At 64.3% G+C, this 20,287-nt stretch carries 22 protein-coding genes and 2 tRNA genes; 22 read left to right on the top strand and 2 right to left on the bottom strand.

Annotated features, from left to right (window positions below; all coding sequences use genetic code 11):
• Nucleotides 1–12: 12 nt before the first annotated feature.
• The 3 genes from NUV79_RS05695 (at nucleotide 13) to NUV79_RS05705 (ending at nucleotide 4,801) form a co-directional block, all read left to right on the top strand.
• Entirely contained in the window at nucleotides 13–1,560 is a 1,548-nt protein-coding gene (locus tag NUV79_RS05695) for an AbgT family transporter (RefSeq protein ID WP_257732097.1), read from the top strand.
• A gap of 51 nt (nucleotides 1,561–1,611) precedes the next feature.
• The gene (locus tag NUV79_RS05700; RefSeq protein WP_374678874.1) at nucleotides 1,612–2,817 is read left to right on the top strand and encodes a M20/M25/M40 family metallo-hydrolase; all 1,206 of its coding nucleotides are present in this window, start codon (nucleotides 1,612–1,614) and stop codon (nucleotides 2,815–2,817) included.
• A gap of 154 nt (nucleotides 2,818–2,971) precedes the next feature.
• Nucleotides 2,972–4,801, top strand: a complete 1,830-nt coding sequence (locus tag NUV79_RS05705) for an SLC13 family permease (RefSeq protein ID WP_257732099.1) — start codon at nucleotides 2,972–2,974, stop codon at nucleotides 4,799–4,801.
• Between the two features lie 268 nt (nucleotides 4,802–5,069).
• Here the strand turns inward: NUV79_RS05705 and NUV79_RS05710 are convergent.
• Together NUV79_RS05710 and NUV79_RS05715 are read right to left on the bottom strand one after the other, a co-directional pair.
• Nucleotides 5,070–5,154, bottom strand: a tRNA-Tyr gene (locus tag NUV79_RS05710).
• A 169-nt stretch (nucleotides 5,155–5,323) separates the two neighbouring features.
• Nucleotides 5,324–5,878 (bottom strand): AAA family ATPase, encoded by a 555-nt coding sequence (locus tag NUV79_RS05715; RefSeq protein ID WP_257732100.1) that lies wholly within the window; start codon nucleotides 5,876–5,878, stop codon nucleotides 5,324–5,326.
• Between the two features lie 99 nt (nucleotides 5,879–5,977).
• Between NUV79_RS05715 and rlmB the strand changes: the two genes are divergently transcribed.
• The 19 genes from rlmB to NUV79_RS05810 all read left to right on the top strand — a co-directional run bounded on the left by rlmB (nucleotide 5,978) and on the right by NUV79_RS05810 (nucleotide 20,282).
• Nucleotides 5,978–6,778 (top strand): 23S rRNA (guanosine(2251)-2'-O)-methyltransferase RlmB, encoded by an 801-nt coding sequence (gene rlmB / locus NUV79_RS05720; protein WP_257732101.1) that lies wholly within the window; start codon nucleotides 5,978–5,980, stop codon nucleotides 6,776–6,778.
• A gap of 274 nt (nucleotides 6,779–7,052) precedes the next feature.
• On the top strand, nucleotides 7,053–8,681 hold the full coding sequence (locus tag NUV79_RS05725; protein WP_257732102.1) for an MFS transporter: 1,629 nt from the start codon (nucleotides 7,053–7,055) through the stop codon (nucleotides 8,679–8,681).
• Nucleotides 8,682–8,885: 204 nt separating this feature from the next.
• Complete coding sequence (locus NUV79_RS05730) at nucleotides 8,886–9,179, top strand: GYD domain-containing protein (protein ID WP_257732103.1); 294 nt, start codon at nucleotides 8,886–8,888, stop codon at nucleotides 9,177–9,179.
• A gap of 196 nt (nucleotides 9,180–9,375) precedes the next feature.
• Nucleotides 9,376–9,450, top strand: a tRNA-Thr gene (locus tag NUV79_RS05735).
• A 114-nt stretch (nucleotides 9,451–9,564) separates the two neighbouring features.
• Complete coding sequence (locus NUV79_RS05740) at nucleotides 9,565–11,139, top strand: DUF6538 domain-containing protein (RefSeq protein WP_257732104.1); 1,575 nt, start codon at nucleotides 9,565–9,567, stop codon at nucleotides 11,137–11,139.
• 565 nt (nucleotides 11,140–11,704) lie between these two features.
• Entirely contained in the window at nucleotides 11,705–12,949 is a 1,245-nt protein-coding gene (locus NUV79_RS05745) for a phage portal protein (RefSeq protein ID WP_257732105.1), read from the top strand.
• Nucleotides 12,946–13,125 carry a hypothetical protein gene (locus tag NUV79_RS05750; RefSeq protein WP_257732106.1) on the top strand — a complete coding sequence of 60 codons (180 nt, stop codon included), beginning with the start codon at nucleotides 12,946–12,948 and terminating at the stop codon, nucleotides 13,123–13,125. The genes NUV79_RS05745 and NUV79_RS05750 overlap by 4 nt, the downstream gene beginning before the upstream one ends.
• Nucleotides 13,122–13,508 (top strand): gene transfer agent family protein, encoded by a 387-nt coding sequence (locus tag NUV79_RS05755; RefSeq protein WP_257732107.1) that lies wholly within the window; start codon nucleotides 13,122–13,124, stop codon nucleotides 13,506–13,508. Before NUV79_RS05750 ends, NUV79_RS05755 begins: the two co-directional genes overlap by 4 nt.
• Entirely contained in the window at nucleotides 13,501–13,995 is a 495-nt protein-coding gene (locus tag NUV79_RS05760) for an HK97 family phage prohead protease (RefSeq protein WP_257732108.1), read from the top strand. The genes NUV79_RS05755 and NUV79_RS05760 overlap by 8 nt, the downstream gene beginning before the upstream one ends.
• A 10-nt stretch (nucleotides 13,996–14,005) precedes the next feature.
• On the top strand, nucleotides 14,006–15,118 hold the full coding sequence (locus NUV79_RS05765; RefSeq protein ID WP_257732109.1) for a phage major capsid protein: 1,113 nt from the start codon (nucleotides 14,006–14,008) through the stop codon (nucleotides 15,116–15,118).
• A gap of 2 nt (nucleotides 15,119–15,120) precedes the next feature.
• The gene (locus NUV79_RS05770; RefSeq protein ID WP_257732110.1) at nucleotides 15,121–15,705 is read left to right on the top strand and encodes a hypothetical protein; all 585 of its coding nucleotides are present in this window, start codon (nucleotides 15,121–15,123) and stop codon (nucleotides 15,703–15,705) included.
• A gap of 343 nt (nucleotides 15,706–16,048) precedes the next feature.
• Nucleotides 16,049–16,336, top strand: coding sequence for a hypothetical protein (locus tag NUV79_RS05775; RefSeq protein WP_257732111.1), 288 nt, complete (start codon nucleotides 16,049–16,051; stop codon nucleotides 16,334–16,336).
• Nucleotides 16,333–16,794, top strand: coding sequence for a hypothetical protein (locus NUV79_RS05780; protein WP_257732112.1), 462 nt, complete (start codon nucleotides 16,333–16,335; stop codon nucleotides 16,792–16,794). The genes NUV79_RS05775 and NUV79_RS05780 overlap by 4 nt, the downstream gene beginning before the upstream one ends.
• Nucleotides 16,794–17,120 carry a head-tail connector protein gene (locus NUV79_RS05785; protein WP_257732113.1) on the top strand — a complete coding sequence of 109 codons (327 nt, stop codon included), beginning with the start codon at nucleotides 16,794–16,796 and terminating at the stop codon, nucleotides 17,118–17,120. The genes NUV79_RS05780 and NUV79_RS05785 overlap by 1 nt, the downstream gene beginning before the upstream one ends.
• Nucleotides 17,110–17,523, top strand: coding sequence for an HK97-gp10 family putative phage morphogenesis protein (locus tag NUV79_RS05790; protein ID WP_257732114.1), 414 nt, complete (start codon nucleotides 17,110–17,112; stop codon nucleotides 17,521–17,523). The genes NUV79_RS05785 and NUV79_RS05790 overlap by 11 nt, the downstream gene beginning before the upstream one ends.
• A complete protein-coding gene (locus NUV79_RS05795; RefSeq protein WP_257732115.1) occupies nucleotides 17,508–17,933 on the top strand; it encodes a DUF3168 domain-containing protein in 426 nt (141 codons plus the stop codon). The genes NUV79_RS05790 and NUV79_RS05795 overlap by 16 nt, the downstream gene beginning before the upstream one ends.
• The gene (locus NUV79_RS05800; RefSeq protein ID WP_257732116.1) at nucleotides 17,933–18,253 is read left to right on the top strand and encodes a phage head closure protein; all 321 of its coding nucleotides are present in this window, start codon (nucleotides 17,933–17,935) and stop codon (nucleotides 18,251–18,253) included. The genes NUV79_RS05795 and NUV79_RS05800 overlap by 1 nt, the downstream gene beginning before the upstream one ends.
• A complete protein-coding gene (locus tag NUV79_RS05805) occupies nucleotides 18,250–18,651 on the top strand; it encodes a phage terminase small subunit P27 family (RefSeq protein WP_257732117.1) in 402 nt (133 codons plus the stop codon). The genes NUV79_RS05800 and NUV79_RS05805 overlap by 4 nt, the downstream gene beginning before the upstream one ends.
• On the top strand, nucleotides 18,648–20,282 hold the full coding sequence (locus NUV79_RS05810) for a terminase large subunit (RefSeq protein ID WP_257732118.1): 1,635 nt from the start codon (nucleotides 18,648–18,650) through the stop codon (nucleotides 20,280–20,282). The genes NUV79_RS05805 and NUV79_RS05810 overlap by 4 nt, the downstream gene beginning before the upstream one ends.
• Nucleotides 20,283–20,287: the final 5 nt, after the last annotated feature.

The following is a 20,287-nucleotide window of genomic DNA, read 5'->3' on the forward strand; positions in this document are numbered from 1 at the left end:
GGGGGATACGCGATGGCGACTGCAGCAGCACCGAAAACGGTCATACAACGGTTTCTCGACACGGTCGAGAAGGTGGGCAACATGGTGCCCCACCCCGTCATCATCTTCCTGATCCTGATCGCGATCGTCATCGTCCTGTCGGCCGTGCTGGGCTTGTTCGGCACCGCCGTCACCTTCGAGCGGATCAACCCTGAGACGCACAAGATCGAGACGGCAAGCACGGCGATCCGAAGCCTGCTGACGATCGACGGCATCCGCTTCATGTACTCGTCGCTGATCCCGAACTTCATGAGCTTCACGGCGGTCGGTCTCATGATCGTCGCCATGATCGGCGCCGGTGTCGCGGAGGAATCCGGGCTCGTCACCGCGTTGATCCGCAAGCTCGTGATCATCTCGCCGCGCTGGGCGCTGACCTATATCCTATCCTTCGTCGGCATCATCGCCAGCATCGCGGCCGATGCCGGATATCTCGTCCTGATCCCGCTGGCCGGCATCGCCTATCTCGCCGTCGGCCGCCACCCCGTCGCCGGGTTGGCCCTCGGTTTCGCGGCGGTCGCCAGCGCCTTTACGGTCAACATGCTGATCAAGCCGCTCGACGCGGTACTGGTCGAGTTCACCAACGATGCCGCGCGCCTCGTCGATCCCAACCGCACGATCGGCCTCGCTTCCAATCTCTGGTTCTCGATCGCCTCGGTGCTGTTCCTGACGGTGATCATCGCCTTCATCACCGACAAGATGATCTCGCCGCGTCTGGGCGCCTATGATCCGAAGCTGGCGGCCGAAGGCACCGTCACCGAGCAAGGGGCCGTGCTGTCCGAGGCGGAGTCGCGCGGCCTGCGCTTCGCTGGGCTCGGCCTGCTCGCGCTGGTGGCCGTGTTCTGCCTGCTGACGATCCCCGCCGGCGCGCCGCTGCGCAACCCGACGACCGGCGAGCTGATCGGCAACTCACCCTTCATGAACGGCCTGATCGCCCTGATCATGCTCTTGTTCCTGGTCACGGGCTGGACCTATGGCATCGGCGCCGGCACGCTGAAGACGCTGTCCGAGGTGATCGCCGCGATCGAGAAGTCGATCAAGAACATGGGCGGCACCATCTTCCTGTTCTTCGTGCTCAGCCAGTTCGTCGCCTATTTCACCTACACCAATATCGGCACGGTGATGGCGCTCAGCCTCTCGAGCGCGCTGCAGGCCGCCAATATCGGCGCGCTGCCGCTGCTCCTCGGCTTCATCGTCGTGGTCGCGCTGATCGACCTGCTGCTGACCGGTGCCATAGCGAAATGGGCGATCTTCGCGCCCGTCTTCGTGCCACTGCTGATGAAGCTCGGCGTCGAGCCGGAAGCCGTGCTCGCGGCCTATCGCATCGGCGATTCCCCGATGAACGCGATCACCCCGCTCAACGCCTATTTCGCTCTCGTGGTCGGCTTCATCCAGAGATACGACCGGAATGCCGGCGTCGGCACGGTCGTGGCGCTGATGCTGCCCTATGTCGTCTGGATGTTCGTGCTGTGGACCGCGCTCTTCGCCGTCTGGAAAGTGCTCGGCCTGCCCTGGGGTCTCTGACCTCCCACGCTATCTATTCCGTCGCCCATTCAAACCGCCCGGATGCAGATCATGACGACACCGTCCATCCCCCTCGACGTCGAAGCCGCCATCGCGCATCTCATGCGTTTCCTCTCCGTCGAAGGCGTCACCGGCAAGGAAGCCGATATCGGCGCGGCCGTCAGCGACGCGCTGAAGGCGGTCGGCGTACCCGCCTCCGCCATCCGCTTCGACGATGCCAACAAGCGCATCCCGCTGCCGACCGAAACCGGCAACCTGATCGTCGACCTGCCCGGCACCAAGGCCGGGCCGCGCCTGCTGTTCTCGACCCATCTCGACACCGTGCCGCTCTGCGCCGGCGCCAAGCCGGAGCGCAAGGGCAACCGCATCGTCTCGGACGGCACCACGGCGCTCGGCGGCGATGCCCGCACCGGCGTCGCCCTGCTGGTCGTGCTGGCCGAGACGCTGATCAAGAACAAGTTGCCCCACCCGCCGATCACCTTGCTCTTCACCGTGCGCGAGGAAAGCGGCCTGCACGGCGCCCGGGAGCTGAATCCCAAGGATCTCGGCGGCGCGGCGATGTGCATCAATGTCGACGGCCAGCTCGCCTCCGAACTGCTGATCGGCGCGGTCGGCCAGGAGAACTGGGAGGTCGAGATCACCGGCAAGGCCTCCCATGCCGGTGTCGCGCCTGAAAAGGGCATCTCGGCGACGCTGGTCGGCTCGATCGCGATCACCGAGGCCCGCCGCGAAGGCTGGTTCGGCAAGATCGTCAAGCCTGACGGACGCGGCACCAGCAATGTCGGCATCTTCGGCGGCAAGGGCGGCACGACCGCCGCCGGCGACGCGACCAATGTCGTCACCGACTACGCTTATATCCGCGGCGAGGCACGCAGCCCCGAAGCCGCCTTCGCAACGAAGATCGCCGAAGCCTTCAAGGCCGCCTTCGCCAAGGCTCAGGCCGAGGTCAAGGACGATGCCGGTGAGACCGCACAGGTGAAGTTCAGCCACAAGCCGGCCTATCCGCCCTTCGAGCTCGCCAAGGATTCGCCGGTCGTGGCGCGCGCGACCAAGGCGCTCGGCCTGCTCGGCATCGAGCCGAACTACCTGTTCTCGAATGGCGGGCTCGATGCCAACTGGCTCGACAAGCATGGCGTGCCGACCATCACCATCGGCGCCGGCCAGGCTGAGATCCACACCATCAAGGAATATGTGAATCTCGACGAATACGAGAAGGGTTGCCGTCTCGGCATCCTCATGGCGACGATGGAAGACTGAGGCCCCAGGGCACGTACCGCTCCGTCTGCTTCGCAGTCAGATCGATGCATGTTCTTATCAACACTTGGAGCCGGGCCCGATCAGGTTCATTCAACCTGATCGGATTCGGCTTTAGCCGGTCCTGCCCTGAGCAGAACCCATAAGGAGCCGCCGCTTGAGCCCGATCGCCTATACCGGCCTCATCATCGCCATTGCCGTCGTCCTGTTCATCACGAACAAGGTGCCCGTCGTGCTCGTCGCGATGGGCACGGCGCTCGGCCTCTGGGCGACCGGCGTGCTCACCTTGCCGCAGGCGCTCGCCGGACTCGGCGACCCCGCGGTCATCTTCATCGCCTCGCTCTTCGTCGTCAGCTCGGGGCTCGAGGTCACCGGCGTCACCGCCTGGGCGGGCCAGCTTCTGATCAAGGGCGCGGGCGAGGAAAGCCGCACGCGCCTGCTCCTCATGATGATGGGTCTGGTCTCGCTGCTGGTCGCGCTGATCAGCCTCAACGGCGCGGTCGCGGCCCTGCTGCCGGTCGTCGTCGTCATCGCGGTCCGGCTCAAGCGCAACTCCTCGCAGCTCCTGATGCCGCTGGTCTTCGCCGGCCATGCCGGCTCCATGCTGGCGCTGACCGGATCGCCGGTGAACGTGCTGGTCTCCGAGGCCGCGCTCGATGCCGGTGTCAGCGGCTTCAGCTTCTTCGAGTTCGCGCTGGCCGGCATCCCGCTGCTCGCTGGCACGATGGCGATCATCATCCTGTTCGGCGAGAAGCTGCTGCCGCAGCGCAACGGCGCGACCATGCCGGCGGATTTCAGCCGCCATGCCAAGACACTGGTCGAGCAATACGGCCTCGCCAGCGGCATTCACCAGCTGCGCGTCCGCGCGACCTGCCCCTATATCGGACAGCCCTCCAGCGGGGTCGATCTCGGCTCATGGTCGGGGCTCCAGCTCGTCGCGATCCAGGACGGCGACACCGCCGGGCCGCTGCGCCGGGCCGCGATCGCCGAGGGCGACCATCTGCTGCTGCGCGGCGATGCCGAGGCTGCGGCCCATTTCGCGGCGCAGATGCACCTCGCCTTCCGCGAGGAAGGGGCCGGCGACAGCGAGGAGACCTTGTTCAATCGCCGCTCCGGCCTCGCGGAGGTGGTGATCCCGCCGCGCTCCGGCCTGATCGGCCAGACCGTGTTTCCGGGCATGGTCACCGAAAGCGGGGATTTGATCGTGCTGGCCGTCCAGCGCGGCGCGAGCGACGCGCAAGGCTCCGGCGAGGCGAAATCGGCAGGTGTCATGCTGCAGGCCGGCGATACCATGCTGCTGCAAGGCACCTGGAAGGCGCTCGACACCCATCTCGACGACCCCGATGTCCTCGTCGTCAGCTCGCCGGAACTGGTCCGGCGCCAGGCCGTGCCGATGGGGCCAGGCGCCAAGCAGGCCATCGTCATCCTGCTGGCGATGGTGCTCATGCTAGCGACCGGCATCGTGCCCTCCGCCGTGGCGGGCCTGCTGGCGGCCGGCGCCATCATCCTCTGCGGCATCATGACCGTCGAGCAGTCCTATCGTGCGATCAGCTGGACCACCGTCATCCTGGTCGGCGCGATGATGCCGCTTTCGACCGCGATGATCGAGACCGGCGCTGCCAAGATGCTGGCCGACCGGCTCGTCGCCCTGGTCGGCGATGCCGGGCCGACGGCCCTGCTCGCCGGCCTGTTCGTGCTGACCGCGATCCTGGGCCAGCTCATCAGCAACACCGCGACGGCGCTGATCATCATCCCGATCGGCGTCGCGGCCGCGACCGCCATGGGCATCTCGCCGCGTCCCGTGCTGATGAGCACGGCCGTCGCCGCTGCCGGCGCCTTCCTTACGCCGATCGCGACGCCGACCAACCTGATGGTGATGGGACCGGGCGGCTATGTCTTCAGCGACTACTGGAAGCTCGGCCTGCCGCTGCTGCTCTGGTTCTTCGTCGTCGCCGTCTTCATCGTGCCGCTGATCTGGCGCTTCTGAGAAAAGCTGGGCGCGACGGCGCCACCAAGGCCGAAGCGTGGTCCCTGCTGTTTTCAGCCTGCCCAGCCCCGCATCCGCAACGCCTGCGGGGGCGAGGCGTTCGGCCGGCTGGAACGGTCAAGCGAAAGCGAGAGATCGATCGCGCCCGCCCGCAGAACAGCAGGCTGGCGCATTCCTTGATTCCGGAAGCGAAAACAGCAGCGATGCCGCGCTTGTTTCTGGCGCGGCCCGAAAGCACGTGGAATAAATTCAATGATCAGGAAAAAGGTGGTGGGGGAAGCAGGACTCGAACCTGCGAAGGCATAGCCAGCGGATTTACAGTCCGCCCCCTTTGCCGCTCGGGACATTCCCCCGCCTGCGCCCATGATCGGCTCTGTAAGCCCAGGGCCACCGATATGTCACTTTCGCGACGACCGGTAGGCGCGGCCGGACTTATGGTGACCGCGCCGCGCCCTGTCAACGGCAAAAAGACCGATGACGCGAATTCCTTGTGAAGGCGCTGCGAGCCACGCGGAAAAACCTTCAATCCGCGGCCAGCAGGCGGTCGAGCACGAAGCTCACGCGCTCGGTCACGCTCACTCGGGGCAGTTCGACCAGCGCATAGCCGTAACGGGGATACGTTGCGGCCATGGCCGCGTAAGTCCTCTGCGCTTCGGCGAAGTCCTGTTTCCGCTCGGCATCCTGCGTGAAGATATCGCGCCAGGGCGGGGCGATGAAAACCGTCCGGCGGTAGCGCTGTTGCTGCGCGGCTCGCTCGACATGATCGGGAATCGGCAGGCCGCAGAGCGTCAGATATCCCGCGATGTCGGGAACGCCGCGATCGAAGAATACGTTGCCCTGCCCCGCACGGGCCTCGGCATGGCCGCGCAGGTCGGACGACAGCATCAATTCGGCGAACAACACCGGATCGACCCAGGGCAATCCTCTGCCGCCGATCGCCTGCTGGTCGCGGATGATCGCGCGCCCGGCCTCGGGCCACACCGCATGGCCGCTGCCGGCCAATGCCTCGATCAGGCTGGTCTTGCCTGCCCCGGGACCGCCGGTGATCACGATCAGCCGGTCCGTCTCGTCTGCCATCTGGTTTCCTTTCTCGTAGATATGTTCGCAAAAGACGGTTCGCGCTGGCCAAGCGGGCCGTGTCGTGGCACGGCAATCCGGCAATCACTGGAGAGAGCGATGGCTCCGCCGTTCCGCCCGAAACATGCCAGGCCCGCCGGAGGCAGACAGGGCGCCCGCCGCCCCGACGGGCCGCCGCCGCACCGGCCGGGCGATATCGACGAGGCCGTGCTCTACGGCGTGCATCCGGTCGTCGAGGCGCTGAAGAATCCGCAGCGCCGCCACCGGCGCCTGCTCGCGACGGAGAATGGCCTGCGCCGCCTGCAGGAGCAAATCGATCCTCTGCCGCTCGTGGCCGAGATCGTGCGCCCTTCCGAGATCGACCGTCTGCTCACGCCCGATTCGGTGCATCAGGGCCTCTATCTCGTCTGCGATCCCCTGCCCTCGCCGGATCTCGACAGCCTGCCGGATGATGCGGTCGTGCTGGCGCTCGACCAGATCACCGATCCGCACAATGTCGGTGCCATCCTGCGGTCCGCCGCAGCCTTTGCCGCGGCAGCCGTGATCGTCACGATCCGGCACTCCCCCGCCGCGACCGGCGTGCTCGCCAAGTCCGCCTCGGGCGCGCTGGAGCATGTGCCGCTCATCGCCGTGCGCAATCTCGGCGACGCGCTCGATTCACTGGGCAAGCGCGGCTTCCTGCGCGTCGGCTTCGATTCGGATGGCGATGTCTCGCTCGACGATGTCGCGCTGCGCCGCCCGCTGGTGATGGTGATGGGCGCCGAAGGCAAGGGTCTGCGCCAACGTTCGCGCGAACTCTGCGACCATGTCGCCCGGCTCGAGGTGCCCGGCGCGATCACCAGCCTCAACGTCTCGAACGCGACTGCGATCGCGCTCTACGCGGCCAGCCGGCGGCGCTAAGCAGCCGGCTCAAGCGCCCCACCGTTAGTCTCATAGACGAACGGTGCAAGACCAAGTGCCTGATTGCCCCTGCGACAATCCGCGCGCAATCCTCTGAAGCGAGCCGGGGTGACGGGACTCAACCGCTCTCCGGCCGCGCGGCCATCGTCAATGAGAACGCGAACCGCGCGAAACGAGGTTGCCGGGCATGCCCGGCTTCAGGGCTTCATCAGGGGAGACAAACGCCATGAGCATGGCATCGCAAGCATCGGGAACGAGGGCGACGCCCCGCCCGATGACCAGAGAGGAAAAGAGGGTCATTCTGGCTTCGTCGCTCGGCACGGTGTTCGAGTGGTACGACTTCTATCTCTACGGCTCGCTCGCCGCCATGATCGGCGCGCATTTCTTCTCGGCCTTCGACCCCAACACCCGCGCGATCTTCGCGCTGCTGGCGTTTGCGGCAGGCTTCCTCGTCCGCCCGTTCGGCGCGCTGTTCTTCGGCCGCCTGGGTGACCTCATCGGCCGCAAGTACACCTTCCTCGTCACCATCGTGATCATGGGCGCCTCCACCTTCCTGGTCGGCCTCCTCCCCAGCTACGCCACGATCGGCTGGATGGCCCCGGTGGTCCTGATCGTCCTGCGCATGCTCCAGGGCCTCGCGCTGGGCGGTGAGTACGGTGGCGCGGCGGTCTATGTCGCCGAGCACGCCCCCGTCGGCCGCCGCGGCTTCTACACCTCCTGGATCCAGACCACGGCGACGCTCGGCCTGCTGCTCTCGCTGATCGTCATCCTCGGCATCCGCACCACGATGGGCGAGGCAGACTTCGCCGCCTGGGGCTGGCGCATTCCCTTCCTGGCCTCGATCTTCCTGCTCGCGATCTCGGTCTGGATTCGCCTCCAGATGCAGGAATCGCCGGCCTTCAAGAAGATGAAGGAAGAGGGCACCGGCTCGAAGGCGCCGCTCTCGGAAGCGTTCGGCCAGTGGAAGAACGCCAAGATCGCGCTGCTGGCGCTGTTCGGCCTCACCGCCGGCCAGGCCGTCGTCTGGTACACCGGCCAGTTCTACGCGCTGTTCTTCATCCAGAGCATCCTCAAGGTCGATCTCTACTCGGCCAACGTGCTGATCGCCTGGTCGCTCATCCTCGGCACCGGCGGCTTCATCGTCTTCGGCGCGCTGTCGGACAAGATCGGCCGCAAGCCGATCATCCTGGCCGGCTGCCTGATCGCGGCGCTGACCTATTTCCCGCTGTTCGGCGCCCTCACCAAGGCCGCCAATCCGGGCCTCGCCGCTGCGCATGAGAACGTCAAGGTCCAGGTCGTCGCCGATCCCGCCACCTGCGGCTCGGTCTTCGATCCGGTCGGCGTGCGCACCTTCACGCAGCCTTGCGATGTCGCCCGCCGCACGCTGGCGACGCAGGCGATCGTCTACACTCAGGCCCCGGCTCCGGCTGGAACCCCGGCCAAGGTGACGGTCAACGGCGCGGAGATCGCCATCGACGGTTCGTTCGCGGCGAACATCGCCAAGGCGGCGGTCGCGGCCGGCTACCCGGCTGCTGGCGATGCCCGCATCGTCAAGACCGGCTTCGTGGGCGCGCTGTTCAACGGCCAGTCCCTGACGATCATCGCCATCCTGACCGTGCTCGTCATCTATGTGACGATGGTCTACGGCCCGATCGCGGCCGCGCTGGTCGAGCTCTTCCCGACCCGCATCCGCTACACCGGCATGTCGCTGCCCTATCACATCGGTAACGGCTGGTTCGGCGGTCTGCTGCCCGCCACCTCCTTCGCGATGGTGGCCGGTACCGGCGACATCTACTACGGCCTCTGGTACCCGATCGTGATCGCGCTCATGACCTTCGTGATCGGCATGCTCTTCGTGCCGGAGACCAAGGATCGCGACATCATGACCTACGAGAACGACTGAGCTTCAACAGCCGGTCCGACGAACGAGCCCCGCCTGGTCAGGCGGGGCTTTTCTTTTACCCAGGCCGATCCGCCCGCTCTGCCGTGTTATTCTGCCCGCCAGGGCCCGGCATTGAGCCAACGCCTGTCCGCACCGGCGGTGACGATCTGCCGCCGGCAGATGCTTCCCCATAAACAGGCCGGGCCGGTTTCAGGGAGTGGCGCGATGACAACCTACATCATGCTTGCCAATTGGACCGATCAGGGCGCCCGCAACATCAAAGCCTCGCCAGGCCGCCTCGATGCGGCGAAGCAGGCGCTCAAGGAAATGGGCGGAGACTTCAAGGCGTTCTTCATGACCATGGGCAAGTACGACATGGTGATCGTCTGCGAGGCGCCCGACGATGCGGTCCAGGCGCGGTTCTGCCTGCAGCTCACCATGCTGGGCAACGTCCGAGCCGAGACCCTCAAGGCCTTTCCGGAGGCGGCCTATCGCGAGATCATCCGCTCTGTGAGCTGAAATGCCCGCCGGGCGATATAATCAGGCCGATACTCCAACAGTCCCTATGACGCCATCGCCCGTGCATGCTCCGCCATGGCCGCCTTGCAGCCATGGCGGAGGTGCTTGCTCTGGCGGCCATCGACTGGTAACCGCTACGGCATCGCCGACGAGGGGAAGACCTCGTCGGCGGCCTTCTGGCCAACCAGCCAGCGGCGCCGGCGTAGCACAGCGGTAGTGCAGCGGTTTTGTAAACCGAAGGTCGGGAGTTCGATCCTCTCCGCCGGCACCATTCACAAGGGACTTAACCCCTTGAAAGCGCAGATTTTGCTTGATTTTGGGGCGATAACCCCATTTTCTCGCCCCAAAGGCCGCCCCAAATTTGGGGCGGATGGCGAGAGACATCATGGACTATCTGCGCAGGAAGAGCGACGGCCGTTGGGTGGTCCGCGTCGTCGTCCCGGAACGGCTTCGCGAGATCGTCGGGCAGAAGCAGTTAGAGCGCGCCCTTGGTCGCGATCCACGCACCGCGCAGAAACGAGCTTATCCCCTGATCGCGGAGTTTCAGGCGACCATTGCTCGCGCCGAGCGCCAGCTTGAGCTTCAGGGCGGCGGCAATGGCTCCAGCCGACCCCGTCGCACCTTCAGCCTCTCCGAGATCGCCCACGCCCACTATGGCGAGGAACTAGCGATAGATGAGAGCGCGCGGAACATCCCCGGCCTCTACACGTCCTTGCCGTTCTCCCGGCCTATCCGCGCCGATGGACTGCGCCGCGTTGCCGCCGGCATCGCACCTGCTGACGAAACCGAAGCGCTAATCGGATGGGCGGTGAACAAGTTCGCTGAGCGCGAGGGGCGCGAATCGCCCCTTGAACCTGCCGAGCGACAGTCCCTCGCTCGCACCCTGGCCCTTGTGCAGCTTGAGATTGTTGAGCGGGAGGCCGAGCGCGACCGGGGCCATTTCACCGGCACCCCTGCCCTGCCCATCCTTCAGCGGCCGATGGAAGCGCAAGAGCCCGAACTAGAACCGCTGAAGCTTCAAGACCTGTTCAACGCGCATTTTCGCGAGCTAGAGATTCAGGGCGCAGGTGCAGAGGCGAAGCGCCGGTGGCAGCCTGTCTTTGACGACCTCAAGTCCTTCCTGAAGCGCGACGATGCCCGGAAGATCACACCGGAGAAGCTGGACGAGTGGAAGGAGAACCTGATGGGGCGGCTCAAGCCGAAGACCATCAAGGATGTCTACTTCGCAGCCGTGCGCGCGGTGTTCCGCACGGCCCTAAAGGCCCGCAAGCTGCCCTCCAATCCTGCCGCCGACCTGACTATCAAAGTCGCCAAGCCTAAGCTCCCACGCGAGAAGGGCTTCAATGACGATGAGGCGCTTGCCGTGCTGAAGGCCGCGAGCGCTTATCGCTCCAAGCCGTCCGACAACCCTTCGAACCAAGAGCACCCGAAGACCGAGGCAGCGAAGCGCTGGGCGCCGTGGCTTTGCGCCTACACCGGCGCACGCATTGCCGAGATGACGCAGCTTCGCGGCGAGGACGTAACGACCAAGGACGGCATCCACTACCTGCGGATCACGTCCGACGCCGGAAGCGTGAAGAGCGGCCAATACCGCGATGTGCCTTTGCACCCGCATCTCATCGAGCTTGGTTTCCTCGACTTCGTGAAAGCGTCCGGTTCGGAGCCGTTGTTCTACAAGCCAATACCTGACCGAACGACCGAGCACCCATGGCACTCTGTTGCCCGCCGCGTCTCGGATTGGATTCGCGACTTAAAGATCGTGGACCCCAGAGTGGCGCCGAACCATGGCTGGCGCCATCGGTTCAAGACTGTCGCGGTTGAAGTCGGCATGAACAATCGCGTCATGGACGCTATCCAAGGCCACGCTAGCCGCACGGCTGGCGAGAATTACGGCGACGTTACGCTAAAAGCGAGGAAGGTGGCTATCGACACGCTACCGCCTTACAACATCAAAGCCTGACCAATGGAAGAGCGATCATCGTGAATAGTGCGATGACTACTCCGGTGCGTATCCAAACCCCTGAATTGCGGCTACTCAACAGCACTGGATAGCTCCCCATTTTTGTTTGACGCAACGGAACATGGCGTCAACGAGTCTGCAAGGCCGTTACCTGTGTGGGGAACGCCACCCCCAGCTAAATTAACTCAGCATCCCCCGCATCAGTCGCGGTTTCGGTTTCGGTCGCCGCGATAACCCACGCCTCCCTAAGCTGCCAAACATGCGCCCCAGCGCAAGCTGGACAAGGGGAAAGTGTCTTTCGAATAATCGAGCGTGGCACGCTCCGCTGGGCGGTTATCTCGCCTGTCGCGACTGGAAGCCCCGTTTCAGGGCATCGAATAGCAAGCTCATACATAGGCATAACCTAACGTCACAGCGCTCCTGCTTAATCACGAAGGCGCTTTAGGAGCAAGATTTAATAAACAGGCATACGATCCTATAATGGGTAGATAATAGGAATTTATGATTGCATCGCGATTCCGCTCGTGAGAGAATCTTCACCGTTGCGTAAGGTGAAGGTTGAGTTGTGTTCCACGAGTTAGTCGGAAGCGTAAGGAAGTCACTCGGATTTCAGCTCGATCAAAAGGCGATCCCCCTTTCTGATCCTTCGATCTCTGAGCTATTCGGCACGCTGCCGACCGCCTCCGGTGTCACCGTTACTGCAAGCACCGCGCTTCGTGTTCCCGCCGTTCTTCAGGCCGTGCGCCTGATCGCTGAAACGGTCGGCTCCCTATCTTGCAAGCTCTATCGAGACGCAGATGGTAGCAAGGAAGCCGCGAAGGATCACGCTGGCTATCGGCTGGCGCACCGCTACGTCAACGGCTGGACGACTTCCGGCCAGCTTCGCGAGGAGCTGACGGCTGATGCTGTTCTACATGGTGCTGGCTATGCCCATGTCGTTCGCACCAGCGACGGGCGCCCGGTTGAGATCACCCGCCTTCCTCCCGGCACTGTGCAGCGTCGTTTCCGCGACGATGGCGAGCCGTTCTATGTCGTCACCTTCGCCAACAATGTCCGGCGCGAGCTTTCCTTCCGCGACGTGCTCTATCTCCCGGCCTTCGGCCATACCTCACCGATCACCTTCGGCAAGGAAGCCATCGGCATGGCGATGGTTATGGAGCGCGACGGTGTGCAGTTCTTCGGCTCCGGCCGGCGCCCCTCTCTCATCATCACCAATGAGAACAAGGCCATTGGTGAGGGCGACAAGGGCGCCGCGACCATCGGCAATATCCTGAAGTCGTTCCGCAAGTGGCAGTCGGGACCGACCAGCGATCCGCTCATCATGGATGGCGGCTGGAAGAGCGACATGCCAACCATGAAGAGCACCGACGCGCAGTTTATTGAGAACCGCGTTGAACAGGTGCGCGAGATCGCCCGCGTTCTCGGCGTCCCGCCGACCATGATCTTTGAGCTTGAGCGCGGGACTTGGAGCAACGCCGAGCAGATGCTTGCGATGTTCCTTCAGCATGGTCTTCAGCGTTGGCTCGATCGCTGGCAGGACGCCTACGCGACCGTTCTGCTCACCGAAGAAGAGCAGGACAGCCTCTATTTCGAGTTCACGACCGCTGGCCTTCAGAGCACCGACGCTGCCGCTCGCGCCGAGATTTACGGCAAGCTGATCGCGGCCCGCGTCATGACGCCGAACGAAGCCCGCGCCCGCGAGAACATGCCGGCTATCGAAGGCGGCGACGAGCTTGCCAATCCCTACACGACGACCGGCCCCGCTGCCGGCGCGAACGACAACCCCAGCACCGACAAGGAAGCCGCGTGAGCGACGAAGACGACAAGCAGATCATCAACCTTGAAGCGCGCATCGCTGAATTCGAGCGCGCGATTGAAGAGCGGTTCAAGCCGAGGCTGCGCAAGGCGATCTTGGCAGCTCTCGACGAAACCGCTGCCGAGTTTCTTGAGATGGACCTTGCAGAGGTTCGCGAGGCGCTGAAGTGAAGCACGTCGCCTATTTCGGTGACGGCGAAAAGACCTTCGCCCTCACCATGCCCATGATTGCCGAGCTTGAGCGTAAGACCGGCGTCGGTATCGGCGCCCTGTATCAGCGCGTCGCGCTCACCCTTCAGTTCCATGTCGGCGACGTGATCGAAATCATCCGGCTCGGCCTGATCGGCGGCGGCACGTCCCCGACCGAGGCCCAGAGCCTTATCGACGCCTACACCCCGGAGCAGCCGCTTATCCCGCTGGCCATGCTCGCCGTGGACATCCTCAACGCGCGTTGGAATGAGCCCAACGGTGAGGGCCAGGACGAAGAGCCGGCCGCAACCGGCGAACTCGCTGCCGCGATCAAGGCCGCCTACGCGGACGTGTCCGATGTCTGAGCGCCTTGAGATCAAGGCCGCGCTCGCGATTGACGACGCCGGCACCATCACCGGCACCGCGTGGCCGTTCGGCAGTGCTGATAGCGTCGGCGACATCATCACCAAGGGCGCCTTCAACATCCTCGGCGAAGACACGCCGATGCTGCTTCAGCATGATCCCGGCCAGCCTGTCGGCATCTGGAACGAGATCACCGAAACCGTTGACGGCCTTCAGGTGAAGGGGCGCCTCTTCATCGACGAAAGCCAGCGCGCCCGCGCCGTCCGTTCCATGGTGAAGAGCGGCCTCATCTCCGGCCTGTCCATTGGCTTTCGCCCCATCGAGGCGAAGCAGAGCGGCCGGAACCGCATCATTTCCAAGCTCGACCTCTTCGAAATCTCTGTCGTCCGCAACCCGGCTCATCCGAAGGCCCGGATCACGAACGCCAAGGACGCCACGGCTGCCATTGCCGAGGCAATCAACCGCGCCGCCGTGGCGCTCAATCCCTGAAAGGACCAACGTGAACAACCTCGCCCACATTGAACTGAAGTCCGACGACGCCGACAACGTGCCGGCCGATGTCGCTTCGGCGCTCGCCAATTTGACGAGTTCCGTTGATTCCCGTCTCAAGGCTATCGAGACGAAGAACGACGCCCGCCTCGACAAGCTGGAAGCCAAGGCCAATCGCCTGCCGGCATCGAACGACAACCACGCCGACAACGCCCTCGAAACCAAGGCCTTCACCGACTTCCTGCGCTCTGGCCAGATCGACCAGAAGTCGCTCACCGTCGCGGGCGATGCGCCGGGCTATGTGCTCGCTCCCGAGGACCGCGCCAGCGAGTTCATCCGCAACCTTATCGAGTTCTCCCCGGTGCGCGCGATCGCGGACGTGAAGTCTGCCGGCTCGCACACCGTCATCCTGCCGAAGCGCCTTTCGGTCACGAATGCGAAGTGGAAGGGCGAAGCCGTCGCGTCGGAAGCGTCCGAGCCGACCTTCGGCGAGATGGAAATCGCCATCAAGGAGCTGAACACCCACGTCGATATCAGCAACTGGCTTCTGGAGGACGCGCAGAACGTCGAATCCGAGGTTCGCCTTGCCCTCGCCGAGGACTTCGGCGCCAAGGAGGGCACCGCCTTCGTCAACGGCAGCGCCGCCGCCGAGCCGAAGGGCTTCATGACCGAAGCCGGCATCGCCCAGACCATCAACGGCCACGCCGCGAACCTGTCCGCCGATGCGCTGATCTCGCTCATGTATGCCATGCCGGCGACCTACCGGAACCGTGGCACTTGGGCCATGAACGGCACGACGCTCGCGACCATCCGCAAGCTGAAGGACGGACAGGGTAATTACCTGTGGCAGCCGAGCTATCAGGCCGGCCAGCCCGAGACGATCCTCGGCCGCCCGGTTGTCGAGCTGATCGACATGCCGGACGTTGCCGCGAACGCCTTCCCGGTCATCTTCGGCGACTTCAAGGCCGGCTATCGCATCTATGACCGGATTGAGCTTGCGGTTCGCCCGAACCCGAATCTGCTCGCGACCGAAGGTCTGGTGCGCTTCCACGCTCGCCGTCGCGTCGGTGCCGGCGTCGTCCGCACCGATGTCTTCCGCAAGCTGAAGATGGCCACGGCCTGACCATGACCTTGCGGCCCGCATACGATGAGATCGTTCTGGAGCACGGCAGCAATGCCGTGATCCTGCGCCCCTCATTGCGGGCCGCGAGCGCTCTTGAACGCAATATCGGCTTCGACCGTCTCTTTCAGCGTATCGCCGAATTCCACGTCGGCACCGTGCGCGAGATCATCCTGACGGCCGCGACCGACCGCGAATGCGCCGCCTGCTTCCTGCGCTCCCTCGACAGTAAGTCGCTGCTTACTTTCCAGCAGATCGCCCAGATTCCAGCCGCGCAGCTTGTCGTCGGCTTCATGCCTCAGAGCGAGGGCAAGTCCACCCCGCACGCCAAGGCGGTGCCGTGGCGGGAGGCTTATCGCAACCTGTTCCGCGCAGCGACCGGCATTCTCGGCTGGTCCCCGCAGCAGGCTTGGAACGCGACCCCGACCGAAATCAACGAGGCCTTTATCGGCCGCGTCGGCGAGGACGCGCAGCAGGCTCGGCACGATCCCGAACAGGCCGCCCGTAACGAAGCCGCCGGCCTCGACCCCGAATTTGACCGCGCCGGCCTTCAGGCCCTCAAGGCCAAGTATGGACGGAAGCCACGATGAGCCGCCGTCCGCCCCGCCTTTGCTCTTGCGGAAGCATTGTCGCCCATGGCGCCCGTTGCCAGTGCCAGCGCGAGCAGGATCGAGTTCGCGGCGCCCGCCACGATCGAGCCCGACCGAACGCCCGCCAGCGCGGCTATGATCGCCAGTGGGAAGAGGTAGCGCGCACCTATCTGCGCCAGCCCGGCAACGAGCGCTGCGAATGCGGCGCACCCGCCACCCTTGTCCGGCACCGTATCAGCATCCGCCAGCATCCCGAGCTTCGCATGTCGCCCGCCAACTGGCGCCCCGGCTGCCGTCGCTGCAACGCCCTCGACTACATCCGCGAACGCCAGAGAGAACCCCGATGAGCCTTGTAAAGAAGATCACCCTTCAGCCCGGCGTGTGGACGCCGCTGGAAATCACCATGACGTGGCAGGTTATTGGCCAGAAGTCGCTTCGTTACACCTTTGGATGGTTTCCGCCGACCGGAGATAAGAGCCCTGAGAACCTTATCGCCCCCGATGCGTCCACGCCGTATTTCGTGACGCAGAACTACGACCAGCGGCCAGCGCCAATGTATGACTATTATTGGTCACCCAACGCTTACTTTATGCCGGATGGCGATGAGCCGGTTGACGTGGTGTATCTGTGACACCCGCAGAGGCCAACGAGATCGACCGGCTTGAGTTCGAAGCCGAGTGCGCTGCTATTCGGCAGCGAGCCTATGCGCTGATCCGGCACACCCCAACACCGTCACCCAAGCCGACCAGACATGTTGTCGCTGCGAAGGTCAGTGAGGACAAGCCGATAGCTCGACGCCGTCAGCCCAAGCCGCGACTGCAGAATACGTTCGCTGTTCGATATTACACCGCGCTCGGCAAGAGGCTCAGCCTCAATGAATGGGCGGCCGAGACAGGGTTCTCAGTCCATACCATTCGCAACCGGCTCGGCTACGGCTGGACAATCGAGCGTGCCGTGACGGAGCGTCCCAAGACCGGCCGAAGAGGCCGGGGGGTGGTCTTCAATTTTCCGCCTGTTTCGGGGACCGGCGCGGGGAGCACCGCGCAAGAGACGCCCGAAATAACTTTTTCTGAAGAGGCCAATTCCTGATGAGTAGCGTAACGCTTTCGCTCGCGAAGGCGCATCTGAACATCGACCATTCGAGCGACGATGAGCTTATTCAGCTCTATCTCGACGCTGCCGACGACTGGTTTCAGGCCCAGACCGGCCGCAAGCTCGCTGATCTCTCTCCGGTTCCGGCTGACATCAAGCTCGCGATGCTGAAGCTCGCCGCGTTCTATTACATGCACCGCGAAGCCGTTTCTTACGGCGATGCCGTCCGTTTGGCGCCCTACGGCGTGCAGGCAGTGGCCAATTCCTACCGGGAACGGTGGTTCGGCGAGCCTGCACCGGAGGATACCGACGATGAGTTCTGACCTCGACAGGCTCAATCGCCGGTTCGCTGCCGTGATGAAGAACGTTCGTGAGGTGGTTCATCCCGCATTGGTGAAGGGCGCGAACGAGATCGCCGACATGCAGCGCCAGCTTGCGGTCGAAGATACAGGCGCCCTGAAGGATTCCATTACCGTGACACCGCCCGGTGGCACGACGCCGCCTTATTCGCAGCCCGGCGGGAGCCGCGTCGTCGGTGAGAATGAGGCTGTCGTGACGGTTGGCGGCACCGATGTTCGGTATCCGCATCTTGTCGAATACGGGACCAGCACGACGCCAGCGCAGCCCTTTTTCTGGCCCGGCTTCCGGCTCACGCGCAAGCGCGCGCTCAATCGCATCAAGCGTTCAATCCGAAAGGCCGTCCGCACCGGATGGGATACGCCGTGATCGAGCCGACTATCGCCTTCCGCGAGGCCCTTGGCGCCCATCTGGCCAGCGACTTGGCCGTCGCCGCGCTTGTAGACCCCGAGAACATCCGGGCCGGTGACTTCGCTCCGGATGAGCTTCCGGCCATCCTGTTCGGCGCCGGGAATGTCATGATGCACGGCCGGGGATCGGGCGCCCAGTTCGTCGCGACCGTGTTCATGGACCTGCATATCTGGGCCTTGGAACCGGGCCTCGACACTGCCCAGACCATCGGCGCGACCGTTGCGCGGCGCCTTATGGACTGGCCTTTCTGCGACGGCTTCAACCTCGATCAGTTCAAGCACACCCGCACCGTTTGGCCCCGCGATCCTAATCCCGATTACGGGCACGGCGTCATGTCGGTGGAAGCTGTCATCCGGTGGAGCATCTGATGCTCGCGGCCGGCACTCTCTTCCACACCATCACCATTGAGCGTGAGACGAAGACGCGCACGCCCAGCCGTAGCACCGCTTCCGCCTGGACGGAAATCGCCACGACGCGGGCCGAGGTGGTGAAGGCATCCGCTGCCGACTTCCTCACCGGCTTCGGCACCGCCCAGCAGGGCACCGTTATCTTCCGCATCCGCTGGCGGGACGGCCTGACGGGCGCAGAGCGCATTGTCTTCAACGGCCGGGCGTATCAGATCAAGGAAATCGCCGACATCGGGCGCCGCGTTGGCCTCGAAATCAGGGCGGTTGCGTCGGCGTCGTGACCCATCTTCGCGGCGTCAAGCCGGCCTTGTCCCCTGATCGCGAGCCCCTGACGAAGACCCCGCCCGCCCCGAAGTGGCTGAGCGAGGACGCGCGCGGCGAGTGGAAGCGGATTATGCCGCGCCTGATCGCTGACCGCATCGTCACGCGGGCCGATCTCACCGGCATCGAGAACTATTGCGTTGCTGTCGGGCACGTCCGCGCCATCGAGCGGACTTTCGCCACGACCGGCACGCTCGATAAGACGCTTTTCGGCATGCAGAACCGCGCCATGCAGACTGCGCGGCAGCTCGCGGCCGAATATGGCCTGTCGCCTGTCTCGCGCGCCCGCGTCGGTGGCAATGCGGCCGATGACGATGACGACGACAATCCGCTCACCATCGGCAGGAACCGCCGATGAGCACGAGCGCGTTCCCGAACTGGATTTATGACGGCAGCCCGATCCCGGACCCGCTCGGCTATGGGCAGGAGGCTGTGGACTTCCTCAGGGCGCTGAAGCACCCACTGAGCACTGCGCCGCGCCGGGCGTTCCAGCTTTACGAGTGGCAGGAGCGCATTATCCGCCGCATCTATGGCCCGCGCGATGAGGACGGCGAACGTCTCGTTCGCGACGTTTTCCTCTATCTTCCGCGCGGGAACCGCAAGACCGCGCTTTCCGCCGCTTTGGCGACCTTGCATTTGCTTGGCCCGGAAGCGGTCCCGGCCGGCCAGATCATCTTTGCGGCGTCCGACCGCGAGCAGGCCAGCGTCGGCTTCCGTGAAGCTGCCGGCATCGTCGGCATGGACACCCGCCTTACGGCCGCGACCAAGATTTATGACTCGCAGACCGGCAATCTCATTATCAGGAGCCGGCTGGACGGCTCGACTTTGAAGGCCGTTTCGTCGGACGGTAAGGCCCAGCACGGCACCACGCCGACCTTCGTGCTCGCCGACGAGATCCACATTTGGAAGAACCGCGACCTGTGGGAAGCGCTTCAGTCCGGCATGGCGAAGCGCAAGGGCGGCTTGACTGTGGTCGCGACGACTGCCGGCCGTGGCAATGAAGGACTTGCTGCCGAACGCTACCAGTATGCGCGCAAGGTCGCGCTCGGCTTGGAGCATGCGCCATCCTTCCTGCCGATCATGTTCGAAATCCAGCCAGAAGAGGATTGGCAGAACGAAGACGTGTGGCACCGCGTCAATCCCGGCCTCGCGCTCGGCTTCCACGATATCAAGAAGCTGCGCGCCGACGCGAATGAGGCCCGCGCCAATCCGTCGAAGGCATACGAGTTCCAGCAGTTCCATTTGAACAGGTGGTTCGGCAACAGCCGCGACCCGCTGTTCGATATGGCGACCTATGACGCCGGCAGTTTCTCGCTCGACCTCGCCGAGCTTGAGGCGTTGCCGTGCTTCCTTGGCGTGGACATGGCCATCAACGGCGACCTTACTGCCATCGTCGCGGCGTGGCGCCATGATGACGGCCGGATCACCATCGCCCCTTGGTTCTTCGTCCCCGGCGATGACCTGATCGGCCGCGCCCAGCGTGACGGCGTGCCTTACGAGCGCTGGCGCGACGAAGGTCATGTGATCGTCACCGAAGGCCCGATCATCGATCCCGGCACGGTGGAGGATCATATCCGCGAGCTGTGCGCCCGTTTCGATGTGCGTCAAATCGCCTTTGACCCGCACCTTGCCCGCACGACCATGCAGCGGCTCTTTGACGATGGCCTGCCGACCGTAGAGATGCGCCAGAACATCACGACCATGGGGCCGGCGATCGGCACCCTTGAGCGCTTCGTGAACGGCCGGCTGCTCCGTCATGGCGGGCACGCGGTCCTTCGTCATCACTTTGATAGCGTCGTCGCCAGCCGGAACGACACCGGCCTTGTCCGCATGCACAAGGGCAAGAAGACCGACCGCATTGACGGTGCTGTCGCTGCCGCGATGGCCGTTGCCCGCGCCGCTGCGAACGACAACCGCCGTAGCATTCACGACATGACCGAAGAAGAGGGAGCCGAGTTCTGGACCAAGGTCCACGATCTCGCCGCGTGAGGAAT

Origin of the sequence: Allobosea sp. 47.2.35 (assembly GCF_024655635.1) — a bacterium.
Lineage (GTDB): Bacteria > Pseudomonadota > Alphaproteobacteria > Rhizobiales > Beijerinckiaceae > Allobosea.

Bases quoted from the DNA above. Each gene is read 5' to 3' on its own strand.
- NUV79_RS05695 (WP_257732097.1), top strand. From the start codon at position 13: ATGGCGACTGCAGCAGCACCGAAAACGGTCATACAACGGTTTCTCGAC.
- NUV79_RS05700 (WP_374678874.1), top strand. From the start codon at position 1,612: ATGACGACACCGTCCATCCCCCTCGACGTCGAAGCCGCCATCGCGCAT.
- NUV79_RS05715 (WP_257732100.1), bottom strand. From the start codon at position 5,878: ATGGCAGACGAGACGGACCGGCTGATCGTGATCACCGGCGGTCCCGGG.
- rlmB (WP_257732101.1), top strand. From the start codon at position 5,978: ATGGCTCCGCCGTTCCGCCCGAAACATGCCAGGCCCGCCGGAGGCAGA.
- NUV79_RS05725 (WP_257732102.1), top strand. From the start codon at position 7,053: ATGACCAGAGAGGAAAAGAGGGTCATTCTGGCTTCGTCGCTCGGCACG.
- NUV79_RS05730 (WP_257732103.1), top strand. From the start codon at position 8,886: ATGACAACCTACATCATGCTTGCCAATTGGACCGATCAGGGCGCCCGC.
- NUV79_RS05740 (WP_257732104.1), top strand. From the start codon at position 9,565: ATGGACTATCTGCGCAGGAAGAGCGACGGCCGTTGGGTGGTCCGCGTC.
- NUV79_RS05760 (WP_257732108.1), top strand. From the start codon at position 13,501: ATGTCTGAGCGCCTTGAGATCAAGGCCGCGCTCGCGATTGACGACGCC.
- NUV79_RS05770 (WP_257732110.1), top strand. From the start codon at position 15,121: ATGACCTTGCGGCCCGCATACGATGAGATCGTTCTGGAGCACGGCAGC.
- NUV79_RS05775 (WP_257732111.1), top strand. From the start codon at position 16,049: ATGAGCCTTGTAAAGAAGATCACCCTTCAGCCCGGCGTGTGGACGCCG.
- NUV79_RS05785 (WP_257732113.1), top strand. From the start codon at position 16,794: ATGAGTAGCGTAACGCTTTCGCTCGCGAAGGCGCATCTGAACATCGAC.
- NUV79_RS05790 (WP_257732114.1), top strand. From the start codon at position 17,110: ATGAGTTCTGACCTCGACAGGCTCAATCGCCGGTTCGCTGCCGTGATG.
- NUV79_RS05795 (WP_257732115.1), top strand. From the start codon at position 17,508: ATGGGATACGCCGTGATCGAGCCGACTATCGCCTTCCGCGAGGCCCTT.
- NUV79_RS05800 (WP_257732116.1), top strand. From the start codon at position 17,933: ATGCTCGCGGCCGGCACTCTCTTCCACACCATCACCATTGAGCGTGAG.
- NUV79_RS05810 (WP_257732118.1), top strand. From the start codon at position 18,648: ATGAGCACGAGCGCGTTCCCGAACTGGATTTATGACGGCAGCCCGATC.